Annotated in this window: 13 protein-coding genes; 5 read left to right on the top strand and 8 right to left on the bottom strand. The window is 61.0% G+C overall.

The window, feature by feature from the left end; all coding sequences use genetic code 11:
• Positions 1-4: 4 nt before the first annotated feature.
• From WG922_RS09585 to WG922_RS09615, 7 genes are all read right to left on the bottom strand, one after another.
• A complete protein-coding gene (locus tag WG922_RS09585) occupies positions 5-2437 on the bottom strand; it encodes a xylulose 5-phosphate 3-epimerase (protein ID WP_340282317.1) in 2433 nt (810 codons plus the stop codon).
• A gap of 21 nt (positions 2438-2458) precedes the next feature.
• The gene (locus tag WG922_RS09590; RefSeq protein WP_340282318.1) at positions 2459-3112 is read right to left on the bottom strand and encodes an outer membrane lipoprotein-sorting protein; all 654 of its coding nucleotides are present in this window, start codon (positions 3110-3112) and stop codon (positions 2459-2461) included.
• A gap of 119 nt (positions 3113-3231) precedes the next feature.
• Complete coding sequence (gene ftsH, locus WG922_RS09595) at positions 3232-5133, bottom strand: ATP-dependent zinc metalloprotease FtsH (RefSeq protein ID WP_340282319.1); 1902 nt, start codon at positions 5131-5133, stop codon at positions 3232-3234.
• Between the two features lie 11 nt (positions 5134-5144).
• Positions 5145-5789, bottom strand: coding sequence for a methyltransferase family protein (locus WG922_RS09600; RefSeq protein WP_340282320.1), 645 nt, complete (start codon positions 5787-5789; stop codon positions 5145-5147).
• Between the two features lies 1 nt (position 5790).
• Positions 5791-6072 carry a DUF2933 domain-containing protein gene (locus tag WG922_RS09605; protein WP_340282321.1) on the bottom strand — a complete coding sequence of 94 codons (282 nt, stop codon included), beginning with the start codon at positions 6070-6072 and terminating at the stop codon, positions 5791-5793.
• Positions 6069-6299 (bottom strand): hypothetical protein, encoded by a 231-nt coding sequence (locus WG922_RS09610; RefSeq protein ID WP_340282322.1) that lies wholly within the window; start codon positions 6297-6299, stop codon positions 6069-6071. The genes WG922_RS09605 and WG922_RS09610 overlap by 4 nt, the downstream gene beginning before the upstream one ends.
• A gap of 19 nt (positions 6300-6318) precedes the next feature.
• Positions 6319-8673 (bottom strand): heavy metal translocating P-type ATPase, encoded by a 2355-nt coding sequence (locus WG922_RS09615; protein ID WP_340282323.1) that lies wholly within the window; start codon positions 8671-8673, stop codon positions 6319-6321.
• A gap of 262 nt (positions 8674-8935) precedes the next feature.
• On the opposite strand from WG922_RS09615, the gene WG922_RS09620 reads away from it, so the two are divergent.
• The 4 genes from WG922_RS09620 (at position 8936) to WG922_RS09635 (ending at position 14877) form a co-directional block, all read left to right on the top strand.
• Complete coding sequence (locus WG922_RS09620) at positions 8936-9181, top strand: hypothetical protein (protein ID WP_340282324.1); 246 nt, start codon at positions 8936-8938, stop codon at positions 9179-9181.
• 1387 nt (positions 9182-10568) lie between these two features.
• Positions 10569-11465, top strand: coding sequence for a TnsA endonuclease N-terminal domain-containing protein (locus WG922_RS09625; RefSeq protein WP_340282325.1), 897 nt, complete (start codon positions 10569-10571; stop codon positions 11463-11465).
• Positions 11462-13651 carry a hypothetical protein gene (locus WG922_RS09630; protein WP_340282327.1) on the top strand — a complete coding sequence of 730 codons (2190 nt, stop codon included), beginning with the start codon at positions 11462-11464 and terminating at the stop codon, positions 13649-13651. The genes WG922_RS09625 and WG922_RS09630 overlap by 4 nt, the downstream gene beginning before the upstream one ends.
• Positions 13652-13719: 68 nt before the next feature.
• A complete protein-coding gene (locus WG922_RS09635) occupies positions 13720-14877 on the top strand; it encodes an ATP-binding protein (RefSeq protein WP_340282329.1) in 1158 nt (385 codons plus the stop codon).
• A 14-nt stretch (positions 14878-14891) separates the two neighbouring features.
• Here WG922_RS09635 and WG922_RS21980 read toward each other — a convergent pair whose 3' ends face one another.
• A complete protein-coding gene (locus tag WG922_RS21980) occupies positions 14892-16211 on the bottom strand; it encodes a TniQ family protein (RefSeq protein ID WP_445322812.1) in 1320 nt (439 codons plus the stop codon).
• On the opposite strand from WG922_RS21980, the gene WG922_RS09640 reads away from it, so the two are divergent.
• A complete protein-coding gene (locus tag WG922_RS09640) occupies positions 16106-17263 on the top strand; it encodes a TniQ family protein (protein WP_340282330.1) in 1158 nt (385 codons plus the stop codon). The two genes, WG922_RS21980 and WG922_RS09640, sit on opposite strands and share 106 nt — an antisense overlap.
• Positions 17264-17658: the final 395 nt, after the last annotated feature.

Consider the following 17658-nt stretch of genomic DNA (forward strand, 5'->3'; position numbering starts at 1 on the left):
CCTTCTAGTACTGGCTCATAACCGCATGAGGGTCGCCACTGCCCCGCACCGCCTGGAGTTCCGGCGGATCGAGCAGCCGATCGAGGTCCAGACCGCCGGCGTCGGCCGCCGCAGCCACCGCGTGCGCCCAGGTCGTGCGGTTCGCAAAGAGCATCCCGCCGACATCCAGCGTTCCGCCGCGGCTCAGGAAGCCAAGGACACGTGTCGTCCGAGGGCCGGTATCCAGTCGACGCAGCAGACCTGCCATCGGTTCCGGACGGGTGTGCGTGAGCACGATGCGAATCTCCTGGGTGGCCGGGAAGAGCTCGCCTAGCACCGGGCTCATGTGCGCGTCCTCGCGATCGTCCCGCGCAACCCGGAAGCGCCCGGGCTCGACGATGTAGTTGACTGCTGCCGGGACGCCGCGCTGCACCAGACGGTCGGCGGCCTTCAGTGCCTCCTCCAGCTGATAGGCACCGATGGCGATGAAGAGCACGCGTGCCTGCGGCGCGGCCCGCACGACGACCGCGCCGTCGCGGGTGAGCCGCGCTGCATCGTCCGCGCTGAAGCGAACCGGCAGAGCCCGCTTGGGGACCACCAGGCTCCAGAACTGCCCGTGCGTTCCGTAGGCCGCATGCAGCGCAGCCTGGGCACTGTTCCAGTCGGCCGGAAAGAGCACCCGGGAGACGTCGCTCATCTCGCCCAACAATGTCTCGCCGAACGTGGGGTCCTGGTGCGACTGTTCGTTCTTCCCGTTCTCCCACGTATGGGAGGTGGCGACCGTCGCGACGGAGATCCAGGCGGGTGGACGACCTGCGTCCGCCAGATGGCGGGCGAAGAGGATCTCTTGTCGCAGGGCCCCCAGCATCTTGGCCGCGAAGGCCTCGTAGGAAACCACAAGGTTGAGGCCACCCTTGTTCGCCAGCGCGGCACTGACGACCGCCTCCTCGTTCAGGGCGGTCACGACTGCCCCGGCGGTGGACTCCGCCACACCCTGCTCGGGGCTCACGACACGATGCTTCAGCAGATCCAGCGTCCGGCCCATCCTGTTGCTGCGCAGCTCGTCCGGATTGCCCACGCGCACTCGCAGTTGCGGATTGGCAGCGACCACCGAGGTGAACGCCTGGTCGATGCCTTCCATGGGAGACGCCGGGCCTTCGCCCTGAGGGAGCCCGGAGAGCGCAGGCAGGGCGGGCGATGGAACACTCCGACTGGCGAACGGATGGTCTCGTTCGCGCGGACGACCCTGATCAGCATGACGGTTCAGGAGAGCAGCGGCCGCATCGACCTGATGGCGAGGGACCCACAGGGCTTGCGCGCCCGCTTCGAAGAGGCCCCGCGCGCGCATGTCAGTGCGCGGGTTGCCACCCAGCGGAAGGTTGTGTGCATCGTTGGAACCTGCCCCTGGGAAGCCGTAGCCCTTCGGAGCCTCGGCAATCGTGTAGTGCAGTGGAACTGGATAGGAGCCCTGCCCCTGGCGCAGGGCTTCAGCGCACGCGTCGAGCCGGTCTTCCATGGTGAAAATGGCCCAGGCGAAAGCCGCGGGGTCCGTCCCGTCGATCCCCATCGGGTCGAAGCCGTTCAGGCGCAGGTGCTCCTTGAGCCAGCGCACGCCCCCCTGCTGTTGCATGGTGCTGCGCTGCTCGATGCGCCGGCCGTTGAGGATCATGATCGGCGCCACATGGCCGCTATCCTCCGCGCGCCACCAGCGCGGCGCCCAGTCGCTGCCGCGCTGCTCCTCGAAGGCACCGTCGCTCAGGAACGCCACGAGCCGCTCGCCAGGCAACGGCATATGCACGTACTGGAGCTCCGCGAAGCCGAGATAGCCGCCCTCGGAAATACCCCCGGCCGTATTGGCATTGACGTGGCTGCCGAGAGGCGATGCCGGGCGGCCGTCCGGCCCGATGGCATACGAATAGAAGTCGGAGACGAAGCGGCTCAAACCATCGTCGCTGAGCTCGTAGCGGCTCGCCTGGACGGGAAGAGTGTTGCCTGCCAGCAAGTTCACCGCCTCGATTCCCGCGACGCTGTGGCCCTGCCCCATGATCCAGCCCCGGGTGTGCCCGGTCAGCGAGTTGGCAGCGAGGTAGCCGACGTAGGCCGGAACCATGTTGAGCGAGCCGCCCGTGTGCCCCTCGGGGACTTCCTTGTACTCGCTCGGCTGCAGCGCCTCGCCATCCCAGCGCACCCGCCGGGAATAGGTCATGTGCACCGTCAGCCACATCGCCGCGGAAGCCAACGTGTCGGCTGCAGCCAAGAGCCGGAACACGTCGTCAGTGGAGCTTGCGCGGCCGTGCGCGACAAGCAGCTGCGCGAGCTCGAGAACGCGCAGCTGCGTCTGCGGTTTGTGCTTGATAACGCCATGCCCGGCGGCCCATTTGGCAAACGCGGCGTCTGCTTCGCGGTGGAGGCGCGCGCGGTGCGCAAAGAGATGTTGCTGGTGGTCTTGCAATTCCATGCTGGTGATCGCGCGTGGTATTCAACGCCGCTGCAGGTAGCGCTGCGTGAAGATTTCGTCGTCGACGGCGGTGTTGAACTCCGCGTCCTTGACGGTGATGACGGTGACGTTCCCTGGCTTGCCGAGGGGCTTCATCTCCCAACGCGTCGGGATGCTGCGCCCGCCCACCGGCCGGACTTCGCTGAAGGCCATCACGCGCGTCAGCTCGCCACGGTCGCTGTAGTACTCCTGCTTCACCGGAATGGAATCCTTGCGGATCCAGTACACGATCCGCCCCCAAACGACCGGAGCATCAGGCTTCGGCAGCGCCTCGATGAGCCACACCGGACGACCCTCGAGGCTTTCCTCCCCGGCGACCTGCTGCACATAGTCATCGATCGCGCTGCTTTGCTTGACCAGGTCGTCGTTGGTGAAGTCGGATCCCATCCATGGCTGCAGCATCATGGACGGCGGTATCTTGATCGTGCGCTCGACGGCTGGCAGGTAGTTCCACATCTCGTTGCCGATGCGCAGCGAGCCGATCCCGGCCTCCTTCGCAGGAGACAACACCCGGACGAACGAGCGCTTCGGACGGTCCATCCAGATGCGCAGTCCGAGCGTGCGCTCCCAACGCGGCGTCGTGATGCGCATTTCGAACTCGCCACGCATGGTGTCGGCCCAGATGAGCGCTTCCATCTTCTGCAGGATTTCGCGCCCGGAGGGCGGGGGCGTTGCCTGCGCCCATACGTGCCCGCGTCCGCCCAGCGCCAAGCCACCAAGCGCCGCCAAGACGGTGCGCCTGCCGGGACCAGTCGTCACGACTCGACCTCCGCGGGCTGGGCACTCGAAGGCGCAGCCTGCGCCTCATCGCTTCTGCGTAGCAGCCTGTCGAGCATTGGCCGATCGACGACCTCCTCCTCGAGCAGCAGGCGTGCGAGTGCATCGAGGTCCTCCCGGTTCCGAGTAAGCGTGTCCCGGACCCGCTCCTTGGACTGCGCGAGCAGTTCTGCGACCTCCGTGTCGATCATCTCCGCCGTTCGTTCGCTGCAGTTGCGCTGCTCGGGCATGACGGGGCCGCCGAGGAACATCGGCATGGGCTGGGCGTCGTAGGTCGCCAACCCGAGTTTCTCGCTCATGCCGTAGTGAGTGACCATGTGCCGCGCCATCTCGGTGGCTCGCTGCAGGTCGTTCTCGGCGCCCGTGCTGACGTCGCGGAACACCAGTTCCTCGGCCACTCGGCCGGCCAGCAGCACGTCGATGCGATCCAGAATCTCGGTACGGCGCAGCAGATAGCGATCCTCCGTGGGCTGCTGTTGCGTATAGCCCAGCGCCGCCACACCGCGCGGAATGATCGAAACCTTCGCGACACGGTCCACGTTCTCGCGGTGTTCCGCGACCAGTGCGTGCCCCGCCTCGTGGACCGCGACGAACTGCTTTTCCTTCGGATTCATCACGCGATTCTTTTTTTCCAAGCCAGCCACGATTCGGTCGAGCGCGTCCTCGAAGTCGACCATTTCCACCGACTTCTTGCCGCGCTTGGCTGCGCGCAGCGTTGCCTCGTTGACGAGGTTCCCGAGATCGGCGCCGGCGAAGCCGGGGGTCCGCGCGGCCACCGATTCCAGGTCAACCTTCGGGCTGAGAGTCACCTTCTTCGTGTGCACCTGCAGAATCTGCAGCCGACCTTTCAGGTCCGGCCGGTCGAGCGCGATCTGCCGGTCGAAACGTCCCGGGCGCAGCAGGGCCGGGTCCAGGATCTCCGGCCGGTTGGTGGCCGCCAGGATGATGACGCCCGTGTTGGTGTCGAAGCCGTCCATCTCCACCAGCAACTGGTTGAGCGTTTGCTCACGCTCGTCGTGCCCACCGCCCATGACGTTCAAGCCGCGCGACTTCCCGAGCGCATCGAGCTCGTCGATGAAAACGATGCAGGGCGCCTGTTTCGCGGCCTGGTCGAACAGGTCGCGGACGCGGGCAGCACCGACGCCGACGAACATCTCCACGAACTCGGAGCCACTCAGGGACATGAACGGCACGCCCGCCTCGCCGGCGACCGCTTTGGCCAGCAGGGTCTTGCCGGTCCCCGGCGCGCCGACGATCAGCACCCCCTTCGGGATCTTGCCTCCGAGTCGCTTGTAGCGATCAGGGGTCTTGAGGAAGTCCACCACTTCCATCAGTTCCTCCTTGGCTTCGTCGATCCCGGCAACGTCCTTAAAGCTGACGCCCGTTTCGGTTTGCATGTAGACCTTGGCCTTGCTCTTGCCAATCTCCAGCAGTCCGCCGTGCGCGGCACCGCCCATCCGCTTCATCAGGAACATCCAGATCAGGAAGAACACGGCTGCCGGCGCGATCCAGGAAAGGATGGCCGACAGCCACTTGTTCTGGGCCACCGCTGTGTAGCGAACCTTGGCTTGGTCCATCTCGGCAACCAGCCCTGGATCGTCCACGAGGACGGTGACGAAACGGTGTTCACCGGACGACTTCGCCAGCTTTTCCAGTTTCTCCCTGGGAAGGATCGCCTCCAGCCCCTCCATCTTGATTGCCCCGGTAGCCATTCCATCCCGTAGCTCGACCGATTCCAACTGGCCCGCGCGCAAGACCTGCTTGAAGTCGCTGTAGGCGAGCGTTTCCGTGTGCCGGGCATCGAAGAGATCTTGCAACAGCAGCAGGATCACGAAAGTGCCGACGAAATACCAGACGGAGATTTGGTTCTTCTTGTCCATGGGCGGAAGACTCAGGCTGCGCGGGTATCCCCGAATCTCGGAAGGAAGCGGGGTGTACGCGCTGCATACCTCCGGTACTCCTCACCGAACTGTGCTTCCATGTCTGCCTCCTCTCTGCGGGAGAGATAGGCGTACATGAACACCAGAACCGGGAACATCACGAGCGTCAGCAGCGTCGGCCATTGCAACAGGAAGCCGAACATGATCAGCACGAACGCGACGTACTGCGGATGGCGCATGCGCGCGTAGATGCCAGTCGTGGCAAGGTGGTGAGATCGCTGGGCTTCGTAGAGCACCTTCCACGCGGACGCAAGCAGGAAGAAGCCGCCAATGATGAAGACATTGCTCAGGAGGTGAAAGGGTCCGAAGTGCGGGTTCGCCTTCCAGCCGAACATCATCTCCAGAAGGTGGCCGGCGTCATGGGACAGGAAGTCGACACCCGGAAAGCGCGCGCTCAGCCACCCTGACAAGAGATAGATGGTCAGGGGAAAGCCGTACATCTCCGTGAACAGCGCCACGATGAAGGCTGAGAACGCGCCGAAGGAACGCCAGTCCCGCTTGCTCTGCGGCTTGGCAAAGCTCAGAGCGAAGATGACGAAGACCACCGAGTTGATGACCGCCAGGCTCCAGAGCCCGTAGGCAGCAGGTTCGTTCATCTCAGCTCTCCCTTCCGGTGGAGGTGCGGCCGTTCTTTGGCGCCTGTGTGTCTTGACCGTGGCCGCCATGACCATGGCCGCCGTGGTGGAACAGGTGCATCAAGGGGCAGGCGAGCAGCAACAGGAACGGCAAATATCCGAAGAAGTGCGCCCGATGCTCGGTCAACAGAAAGAAAAGGGCAACCCCCAGGAATACCGCGAAGGCGAGCTTCCCGCGCGAGGAGCGTTGCCGCTCGGGCTCGCCTACTGCGTGTTGTCCGTGCTCGTGATTGTGATGGTTCATGGCTCGCGCCTTTCGTTGGGAGGAACTCGAGGAAACGGGTCGCCGCGTCCGAAACGCAGCGCGGTCCAGACCAGCCCGACCGGACAGGCCAGTAACACCAAGGCCAGCAGCATGGTCCACCAGCTCACGCCATACAGCAGCGGCAGCACCACTGCGATCGCCGTCATCAGCAAGCCGCAGGTCCACTTGGCGGCGCGCCGGCTGTTCGGGGTGGAAGAAGTGCTCATGAGGAGGCCTCCTGCGGATTCACAGCCGCGCGCGCTTGAGCAACGCGGAGTTCACGATGACTGACAAGGAAGAGAGCGCCATCGCGGCCGCGGCGATGATCGGGTTGAGGAAACCCAGTGCCGCAACCGGAACGCCGACTGCGTTGTAGACAAAGGCCCAGAACAGGTTGCGCTTGATGGTGCGCATGGTCGCTGCCGAGAGACGGATGCCGGTCACGACGTCCCGAACGTCGTTCCTGACCAAGATGATCCCCCCGGTTTCCTTCGCGACGTCGGAGCCGGAGCCGATGGCGATGCCGATGTCGGCGGTCGCGAGAGCGGGCGCGTCGTTCACGCCATCGCCAACCATCGCAACGACTTTGCCTTTCCCCTGCAACTCCTTGATGTGCCGGGCCTTGTCGGAGGGCAGCACTTCCGCAATGACGGTGTCGATCCCGAGCTGGCGCGCGATGGCTTGGGCGGTCCGCTGGTTGTCGCCGGTGAGCATCACCACCTGCACCTTCTGCGACTTCAACTGGCTGACGGCCTCGGCCGCTTCCGGCTTCAGCGTGTCTGCAACCGCAATGACGCCCGCAAGGCGGCCATCGACGGCCAGCAGCATGGCAGTCTTCCCGTCGCTCTCCATGCGCGCCATGGCCTCCTCCGCACCGGGCGCGTCGATGTTTTCCCGCCGCAGGAAGCGCCGGTTACCCAGGAGGACACTGCGTCGTTCGATGGTTCCCTTGACACCATGACCTGGGACCGCTTCAAAGCCCGCGATGAGGCCAAGCTGCAAGCCCTTCTGCTGTGCACCGCGCACGATCGCTTCGCCGAGCGGATGCTCCGAGCCCATTTCCAGACTCGCCGCAATGCGTAGCACTTCATCCTCCACATGCCCGGCGAATGCAAGCACGTCCGTGACGTTGGGTTCACCCTTGGTCAGGGTCCCGGTCTTGTCGAAAACCACTGCGGTAAGGTTCTCGGCCTTCTCGAGAATTTCGCCCCCCCGAATCAGGATGCCGGCCTGCGCGCCGCGGCCCACGCCGACCATCAGGGCCGCCGGCGTGGCGATGCCCAGGGCGCAGGGGCAAGCAATGATCAAGACGGCGATGAACGCGAGCAACCCCTGCGGGAAGCTTCCAGCCAGCCACCAGCCGAAGAGTGCCAGGAAGGCGGTGCCAACCACGGCGGGAACGAAGTATGCCGTGACCTGGTCGGCGATTCGCTGGATGGGCGCCGTGCTCGCCTGGGCATCCTCCACCATCTTGATGATCTGCGCCAATGCCGTCTCGGCGCCGACCTTGGTTGCGCGGAACTTGAACATCCCCGTGCGATTCAGCGTGCCGCCGATGACCGAGGTGCCGGGTCGCTTTTCGACGGGCATGGACTCCCCGGTGAGCATGGACTCGTCCACCGCCGAGGCGCCCTCGATCACTTCGCCGTCGGTAGGAACCTTCTCGCCGGGCTTAACGACGACCGACTCTCCGACCATGACGCTCTCCGCCGGCACTTCCATCTCGACGCCATCGCGCACCACGTGCGCTGTGGCGGGCTTCAGGTCCAGAAGCTTGCGCACGGCGGCCGAGGAGTGTTTCTTGATGATCTCCTCCATGTATTTCCCGAGGAGCACGAAGGCGATGATGACGGCCGACACCTCGAAATAGACATCTCTCTCATCCACCTTGACCGGGAGGACCTGGGGGAAGAACAGCACCGCGACGCTGTACAGATACGCGACCGTCGTGCCTAGTGCGATCAACAAGTCCATGTTGATTGCCTGATTGCGCAGGGCGTTCCAGGCCCCCTTGTAGAAGCTCCATCCGCCAATGAACTGCACCGGCGTGACCAGAAGGAATAGCCAGACGCCCCAGGTGAACCAGGGCAGCGCGGGGATTGGCACCCACGTCAGGACCGTCGCTCCGCCGGCCAATGCGAGGAATGCGCCGGCACGCATGATGGCCAGCGCGAGCACGCCGGTAAGCGCAATGGTCACGCGCGTGCGCATGGACTTGAGTTCCTGCTCCGGCGACTCGAAGGTCCGCTGGCAGCCGGTGCTGCAGAAGTAGTAGTGACGTCCGGCTCGCTCCGTGTAAAGGGCTGTTGCCTTGTCAACCATCATCCCGCATACGGGATCCTTGGCGAGGTCCTTGGCATGGCGTTCCCGCGAGGGCGCAGCGGTCATGTGGTCATGACTGTGCACATGTTTCGCACCGGTCACCTGCGGGGTAGAGGAACCGACGAACGAGGCCGGGCTGGCCTGGAACTTGAGATGACATGCCGCCGAACAGAAGTGATAGGTCCTGCCCTCATATTCCTCGCGAGCAGCCGCCTCGCCCGGATTGACGCGCATTCCGCAGACCGGATCGACTGCGAGGAAGGCGGACTCGTTCTTCATGATGACTCCAGGATCGTCGAGGCAAGGCACGCCTCCTGCTGGCCAGATTAAGCGGTCGGGCCCCTGCTCCGGTTGATATCAATCAAGTGCTGCGGTCCGGCATTCGGAAGATGACAAATCTGTAATCTCGATCGCAAGCTTCCGAAAGCAGATGGAGTTCCCATCGGTTCCACATCAGGCCGCGCTCGCGGCACTCGATAAGTTACATGCAAGGACCTCAAGATAATTTTTTGACTATCTCGGCGTCGGCCGCATCCATCTGATGGTCGACATCCTGTTCGATGGCGACGATGAGGCATTGGTCGTCCCTGCAGCAACAGGCGACTGGCTCGCGCCGGCAAGTGCAATGTCCTTCTTCACGGGCGATAGCACAGGCCACCTACTTCAGACGGGTCGCGGCGTCGCTCCCGATAAACCCGGCTTATCAGAACTGAAACGCCACCGTTCCCTGCTGCCGCCCACGGGCCGACGGCGGCAGGCGCGGAAGTCGACCTCAGAGAACGCGTAGCAGGGCGCAATCGCGAGGCCGGCAAGGGTTCGAGTTCCCCGCTCAAAAGATGCGCTCAGGGAGTTAGAACGAGTTTTTGAACATAGTCGACCCCAAGCTGACTCCCGCGGGCGTGGTGATCTCTTTCTAGCTACGGTGCGGCACATGCTGTTTGTGTACCGTTCCTTCACCCTTCGCGGCTACCTTGGAGGAAGGGATCCTTTTGCCTACGTCGTCGAACGCGACATAGGCGTTCTCTCTCGACAGCGGTGAGCTAGCTGCCTCAAAGCTCAAATCCTCATCCGCTCGACGAGCGCCCGCACCGCAGCCTGTGCTTCCATGTAGCGGACGAGGAGCGTCGGCCACCCATCTGCAAGCTCATGCCAATCTGGGCAAGGGCCATGTGCGGCTGCCAAGCTTTAATGTTGACCCCATGACGCAGCCGAGTCTTCTCGCGGGCATCACCGTCTTGTGTTGCGTTTCTGCGACTAGGGCCGCTACGAAACTTGGTGCCTAGCCCGGCCGTCTGAGAAACTCCGTATTGCCTTCTGTGCAACGACCAAGTAGCCGAAATCAGATGACTCTTATTGTTGAAGAGCGAGCCGCTGAAATCGGGACTGGCTGCATGAGTTAGGTTTCTACCATCAGGGCCCTCTCGGCCCGATCTTTTGTTGCAGAACGTTTGCCCAGCTACGACTGGCAGTTTTGAACACTGCACCTATTGACGGTGCATTGGCTACGTTATACGCGATCGCGCATAAGGGCCCCAGATTGTGCTTCAATCTGGCATACCTGGCTCGGCCGCGCGCTCAACCGTAGTCGGTCTCATCCGTTCGCAACAGGAGATTAAGACAACTAACGCACAAACAAAAAACCAACGAACCCTCGCGAGTTCGCTGGCTCTCTGCCCGGTTGGGCGTTAACCGCTCCAGTTTAGACAACTATAGGTTAACCGCTCTCCTAGCCAGGGTCAAGGCCTCGCTTTGTCTTTTCGAAGTTGATGCGCTTGCATGAAAGCGCAAAGGAGAAGTCATGCCAAAAAGCAGCCGAGGGGGCCGCATTATCACCTCGGACGGCCGCTGCCCCAACCCGAGCGCAGGCCAGACCGCACTGCAACTCGCTCTGGACTTCGGCACCGACGCCGAGTCCGAGCAGACAGTACAAAGCAGCTCCCACGGAATACTCGTTACGACGGAATCCCGCTCTAGCGCGGCGCCTGGCGTCCAGGAAATTGCGCTTTTCCAAAGTCTCCTCGAAACCTTCGCCGACCGATATCGAGCCTTCGGCGCGGTCATCCAGCGGGACGCAACGTCGACGGTGCGACCGGCTCCTCTCCAAGAGAGGTCCCCTACAGGCGCAGATCAGTGCTCGGGAGCGCATGGCCATCGGCAAAGCTGGGAGGTGAGGCATGCCTGCTCGCAATAAAGTGGGCCCCACAAGGCTGCACGCGGACGAGCACCGCCAACTCAGGGCGCAGCGGCAAGGACGAGGAACAGGGGAACGCGAGACGTATCTCCCGTGGTTCCAACTGCGGCGCGGCGATTTCGTATCCCGAGGTCGCGCGAGCTATTCGCCGTCTGCGCTCTTTGAGCGTCATCACGAACTCCTGAGTGCCCTAGAACGTACCGCGCTCCACTGCCTACAGCTGCTGAACCCGCACGACATTCGCGAGCAGTTTCCGCTCCAGCTCTACGGAGTAGAGGAGGAATTTTGCGAGAACCACCCAGACGCCCAGGGAACTGTCGAGATCGGGCGCGCGATGGGAGTCAAGCATCCGCTGTTCAGGGAAGGCGACTTCAAGTTCATGAGCACCGACTTCGTCGTAAGCCGGCGCTCTGGCAAGGGGCTCGCCGTCCACGTCAAATACGTCAAGGACCTGGAAGACAGCAGAGGCGCCGAACTCCGCGCGATCGAAGCTGAATACTGGAGCCAACGAGGCTTTGATATTTGCGTCTTTACCGAGAAGGAGATAGGGCGAACGGCGAAGAACAACCTGATCCTGCTTCAAAGCTACGACAGGCGACAGCCGCAAGTTCTCGATTCGGTCTTCCTCCGGGATGTGGCGGAACTTGGCTCGATCCTGCCCATGAATAAGGCGCTGCGGCAACTCAGTTCGCCTTACGGACGCACCTACCCAGATCTTGTGGATCTCGTTAAGTACGCGGTGGTCACAGGGCGTTTGATTCTCGACCTCTCAATCAAAAATCTCTCGTGGTCCCAGATCTGGCCGAACATGACCGTGCATCCATGTGTGGAACAGGAAGCCGACCTGATGCAACTCGAGATGGAAGGGGGTGCGCGGTGATAAACACGGGCTGCGATGCGGTCGGGCAGGTCTTTCACCTTCCCGACTCGAAAGGCAAAAACTACTTCCGCGTTCTCATGCGACACCGCGACCGCGACCACCTATTTCTGTTTCCGCTGAGGATTTCACATGCTGCCGCAGGCCAAGTGGTGCTAGGCCGATGGACCACCGCCAGCAAGCCGATAGTTCGTCCACTTACCTGGTTCGAACAGCTAGACGAAAACGCGAAAACTCCTGTTGAAGTAGTGCTACCTATCTGTACCAATGTACTGGTAAGCACGCTCTCGACGGAACAGGCTCTCAATTATCGGGCTGTCCTCAAGCGCCTCCAGCGGGTAACGGAACCCGAAGCACTGATGCTGAGTGTTCTGCATCACACCTACCATTCGCGACTTGAAAAAATCGCCATCGAAGATAACGTGAGCCGGCAAACCGTTGCTCGCGAACTATCAACGTACTTCCAGGTCGGCATGGACGCGCACAAAGCGGCCTTGCTGCAGGTTCTCGGAACCAGAAGGGAAAAGATCCGATCCACCGTTCCCAAAGTAAAGCGCGGGCGAAAGAGGAAAGCGGTGGAGGCCGGACACATTCCCGAGGACGATCCGCGGGCGGGAATCAATGTGACTGAAGAGATCGTCAGTCAAGTCAAGATGTTCCTCAACTCAGAACCCGAAGCAGGCGGACTCTCGAAGGCGGAACTCTATCGAAGGTACGAAGACGCACATATCGTCAGCGTCATGGGAACGCTCGAGGACGGAACCCCAATAAAGCAACGCAACCCCAAACAAGACATTTCTGCTGGTCAATTTAGCTACTACCTGAATCAGCTGCAAAGTAGGATGCAGCGTGAAATATCAAAAGTTGGCCTCACAAAGTTCACGAATAATCGTAAGACGCTACTCAGCACTGCTAGAGAGGGAATTCAATACCCAGGCCAGTGCTATATCATCGACGCGACCATGGCGGATGTTTATCTTGTATCCGCGGTTGATCGTAAGCTGCTCATCGGCCGCCCGATCATTTACGTGGTCATTGATGCATTCTCGTCGATGATCCTTGCCGTACATGTGACCCTCGAAACGGCGAATGGCGATCAAGCGAAGGTGGCCCTGTACCGGGCGCTGACACCGAAAGACAGACTGCTTAACAACATCGGCCGGCCCTCGCTCCTCCACGCCCTGCCCGCCGGTGTGGTTCCCTACTCCATCTTTGCCGACCGTGGCGAAGTGCTGAGCGAGGCCGGACGTCAGCTGGCCGAAGTGCTAAAGATCGAGCTACAGATCGCCGCACCTTACATGGCGAGTTGGAAGTCTCTCGTGGAGCGGTATTTCAAAATCATTAACGAGCTGTGCCTGCACTGGGTTCCCGGAGGGGTGCGCCAGCGAATGAAGGAACGCGGGGATCGGGACGTCCGATACGACGGGGTGCTCACGCTACAAGGGATGCAGCGGCTTATGAACTCGCTAGCTGCGGAATGGAACCTGACGCACGACATGACGAAGCACATCTCCGCTCTGATGCTGCGTCGCGAAATTGAAGCAACGCCAATGGGGTTCTGGAAGTACGGTTTGGACGAGCTTCATGGGTCTCCGCGCTACTTGGCCCGCAGCGATGCAATTCGACAGCTTCTTCCGTCGCTCGACGCCACGATCGATCGCCGGGGGATTCATGTGCTGAAAGATCTTCGGTTCACCGCCGATTGGATGGAAGAAGACGCTCGTTTGTTCGAGCTGCGAGGACAGTCGGGAAGCAAGCTGTTTCTGGATCCGGACTCTCCATTCGGTGCATTCTTCCCCGACTCAAGTACTGGCGAACTGAGGGACGTCAAACTCGTCGATGTTCGCGACTATGCAGACCATCAGGTGACCATCGAGGACATCCGAATGATAGAGGAGTACGCGCCGCTGCAGCAGAGCGACTCTAAATCGGACCGGGACACCATAGCGGCAACTGAACGGGGATATCGCCGATCTGTCGTTCGCGATGAGGCAAAAGCAACCAAAGACGCCAAGGCGTCGGACAACCGAAGCAAAGCAGCACAAGTAGCAGGCATCAGGGACAACCGGTCCGCCGAACGCGCGCTCGGTGCTCCTCTGACGACCTCCAAGCCGCCTGCTGTCTTCGACTCAACCTCCGTCAACCAAGCGCCTGGCTGGAGTTCCAGCCTGGACAAGTTTTTCGAATAGGAGCAGGCATGCTGCGAACCGCTCGATACCAAACTGAAGGCCTTCCGAGGCGCATGCTGGGAAACCCGTTGATCGAAGCGCTCGACCCCATGGGAACTCCAGAGGACGCGGTGAATGATCTGATGTCCCGGCCGGACTTCGATCATGAGTACATCCACCACCTTCCAACCAGCATGCGCTTGCTGGACATGACCGCCTTCGACGAACTGTATTACCCACCAGAGATTGCGGGCTCTTTCGCAGAGTCGGTGGACATGCTGATTCGCGCCGCGTACGCCAGAAGGAACCCTCTGGAACCTGCAGTGATGGCAGATCTGTACAACAAGCGAGAGTTGATGAAGGCCCAAGGAGTGCATGGCGCCACCCTGGCTGGGATGATTCTGTTGGTGGGGAATAGCGGTATGGGTAAGACGCGCCTCGTTCGAGCCGTCCTCGGCCGAATGCCTCAAGGAATTGTCCACACGAAGTATGCTGGAACATCCTTCAATGCGACGCAAGTTACTTGGCTCAGCGTCGACGCTCCGATCCGAGGATCGCAGAAAGGGCTCATGCTGCGCATGTTGAGCGCGTTGGATGAAGCTGCCGGGCTATCAGGGACCCCCGCAGCGTATGGACCACTCCACCACAAAGACTCAGTTGATAGCCTGATTGGTACCTTCGGAACGGCGGCCGCCAACCACCACCTAGGTGTCCTACATGTCGACGACCTCCAGCGAATCTCGTCCCTTCGTTCAGAGAAATACACTGCACTTCAGTTCATCATCCAACTTGCCAACGCTGTAAAGTGCCCGGTCATTTTCTCGGGCACTCCAGACATTGAGCAGGACTACGCCAAAGAATTTGAGGCAATTCGAAGGATGTGCAGCGGTGGGTATTTCCAACTGAAGCGCTCAAAGGAATTTGGGCAACGGTTGCTGAAGGCCGCTTTCAAGTTCCAGTGGACCAACACGCCAGTCCAACCAACAGACGAGCAGATCGCACGACTTCGGACGTATACCCAGGACATCACGTCGGTGACGCTCCTCATGTACAAAGAGGCGCAGCGGCTAGCGCTGCAGAATGGCGATGCCCAGCTGAGCTCTGAGCACTTTCGCCGGGTCTATCACACAACCTTGCGTCCGATGCACGCGGCGCTGCGGGCGCTCCGGCGCGGCGGCGCCGAAGCCGAGGCAAGCTACGAGAACCTCTTTCCACAGAACGCCTCGCGATCCGGCGATCCGACCTGAAGTAAGGACGCGCGCTAAGACCAAAGAAGTCCCTGTGTCCGTCGACCGTACGGCGCCGGGGCCAACGCATCAAGCAGATCACGCTCATTTCTTTCCAGCCATCGGAATGCCCATCTAGCGTTTTTAAGTAGCAGGGTTCGACTCGCATCATGGTGTGCGAGAAGCACGCCTTGAACCAGCATTACTGCTGCGCGCCTTTTGACCTGGTACGTGCTTGCCTTCCACGCCGTACTCAGGCTTGCATCCCTACGAAGCCAACGCTCAATCTCGCCCTGCCTGAGACCACAGGCTCGGGCCGCTTCCTTAATCGAGACCGGCCCGTCCAAAGCCCGGTACAACGCGTTCGGTGCCAAAGCTCGCAATGGTTCGGGCGTATCTGGGAAAAGGGAATACTGTGGTTCGCGCCCAAGCGCCTCGTAGTAATCTCTCGACAGGTCCGAATGCTCGGTCGAGCCGGAGATCGCTAAAGCCAAAGCCCAGCGAAGCGGGTGTGCATACCTTCTGTCGAATAGGGTGTGCCGAAGCCACGTCCAATCCTGAAAGCTGCGGAAATGACTGAGGCCGGAGTTTACGACTCGGGACACGCGGTCAGAGTGAATGCTCTCCAGCTCCGCTTTTGTACACTTCAGCTCACAAGCGATCGCCGACTGCATGCGCAGCCGAAGTCTCATCATCGATGAGAGGGCGTCTACATTAAGAGCGGTTTGGGATCCGATCCAGAGAACAGCACTCGCTATAGATTTGAGCTGCGCTAGGATCTGAGGCGTTGGCCGCGGTAGAGGATCTATCAGCTTGGCGTCTTGGACTGTGACCCAGTTAGAGTTGCGCGCGCCCCGTTTGGCTTGTACGAGCAGCGGCCAGCCATGATCGCTGCAGATCCATACACCCGGCAACTGGTGATCGACTTTCCAACATGCGACTCCATACCGACTCCGGTCCTCAAGTGAGCACTCTGGACAACAGCGCAATTCGTGCCGTAGTACGACATCGTTCCATGGGAGACCCGCAGCACACCTGGACGTCGTCCTGTTGGAGGCTGCAACGGCCGCAAAGACCTCACGCCGGCGCGGCGCGCTCATGAATGGAAGGTAAGCCCTCAAAACCGTGCGCGTCCTCAGAGTGGACTCGGTGGCTTCGATCAGATTACCGGAGGCCGCCTCCAGATGCCGCAAGCCAGTCAATATGTCCGGCCGCGAACCGCCCCGGGGATGGCCCAACATGACGTTCGATGAATACTCTGGGCGCGCGTAACCCGACCTGCGATGAAAGCGCGCACAGAGGCTGTAGAGCGTTTCACCCTCAGTCGGCTCAGGAAAGAACGGTAATTTCACCACATGACCAAATCAACGACTTGCCTATGTTGAGCTTTGCGCCACCAACAGTCAACGACGAATTGCTCTACAGTTATGTGAGCAGATGGTTTGTTTTGGCCGGGTACAAGACGGCCTCGATATTCTCGAGGGCGGCTTTCGGCGCAGATATCGCGTTTCATCTACTTAATGCACAGCAATTCACCGCATTGCAGTGGCGCGGCGGTGCTATCGCAAGCGACTGGGAAGTTACGGAGACAATGACCCTTGTTCCATTCGCGCGAATGTTCCTGGGCCAAGAAAATTGTTTCCGCTTTATTGAGCCCGGAGTTGAGTCGCGACGCGATCGACCGCCGATCGCGCTGACACGGTCCCCATGGCGCCTGCAGCGTCTGAAGTACTGCCCTCATTGCGCTGAAATTTATCGCCAGCAACTTGGTCGTGGAGCGTGGCTGAGACCCCATCATTTGCCTGGAGTCACTGCATGTCACCTGCACGAAGTCAAATTAGTAGAGCAACCGTTTTGCTTGGGCACCCTTGAAGTAGTTCCTCACGATGCAGCAAACGCACCCGTGGTGCAGGCGACTGAAGAGGAGCTCTGGTATGCACGTGTGGCGGCTCGGCTCCTTTACTCAGGCAACCCTGTTATCTCCTTCAAGCAATGGCAGTTGGCGCTGGCGAGCGCCTTCGATAGCTTCTGTAAAAGCGGCCAATGGCGCACTCGCAGAGACGAGCTAGCCGATGCCGTTACGAGCAACTACAGTGACGACTTCTTGGCAGGAATGGGTATCAACCGGCGACTCCCTTGGCAGATGCCGCTTGACAAGCTTTTTGATTCGCCACTGAAAGAGCTCAACCCCATTTACATGATTCTGCTTGCGAGGTTTCTGTTACCGGGCGGCATCGAAGAGCTAATCAGGCGGGCGCAGGAGTTCGACGTGCCCCAGTTCAAAATTGCCGACCTTGAGCGCAAGCGAAAGGATGATGCTGCGCGTAAGCGTGAACGGGAGCGGCGACGCGAGTTCGAAGCAGCCATCCAGCGGGCTCAGATGCGTAGAGCGCAACGCGGTAACTGACTGAGGACCACCTCGGCATCGCACCGGCTCGAGCCCTAGCCCTCAGCCTCGCATCTCGGCGCACTGAAGCAGCTGAAGTGCCGCACGTGGGAGCTACACGTGCCTATACGGACATGACTGCGCCTTCGTTCAAGGCTTCGAGCAGCGACATGGGCGCCTGTTCGAAGGCGGCTTGCAACGAGTTCGCCAAGGACATCGCCATACAGAAGCGGCTGCTGTTCAATTTGCAGGCTCTTCGATGTGGGAAGCTTGAACCATATTGCGGTGCCGCGGTTTGGAGAGCTTCTATGCCTCAGGCAAGAACCCGGTCTTGGTCGCCAGCCACCCGGTGTCGCTCTGACCAGCTTCTCGGGGCAACACCTTGACTGCCAACTACCCATGAACACATGGCCGCG

Origin of the sequence: Ramlibacter sp. AN1015 (assembly GCF_037726105.1) — a bacterium.
Taxonomy (GTDB): Bacteria; Pseudomonadota; Gammaproteobacteria; order Burkholderiales; family Burkholderiaceae_C; genus Ramlibacter.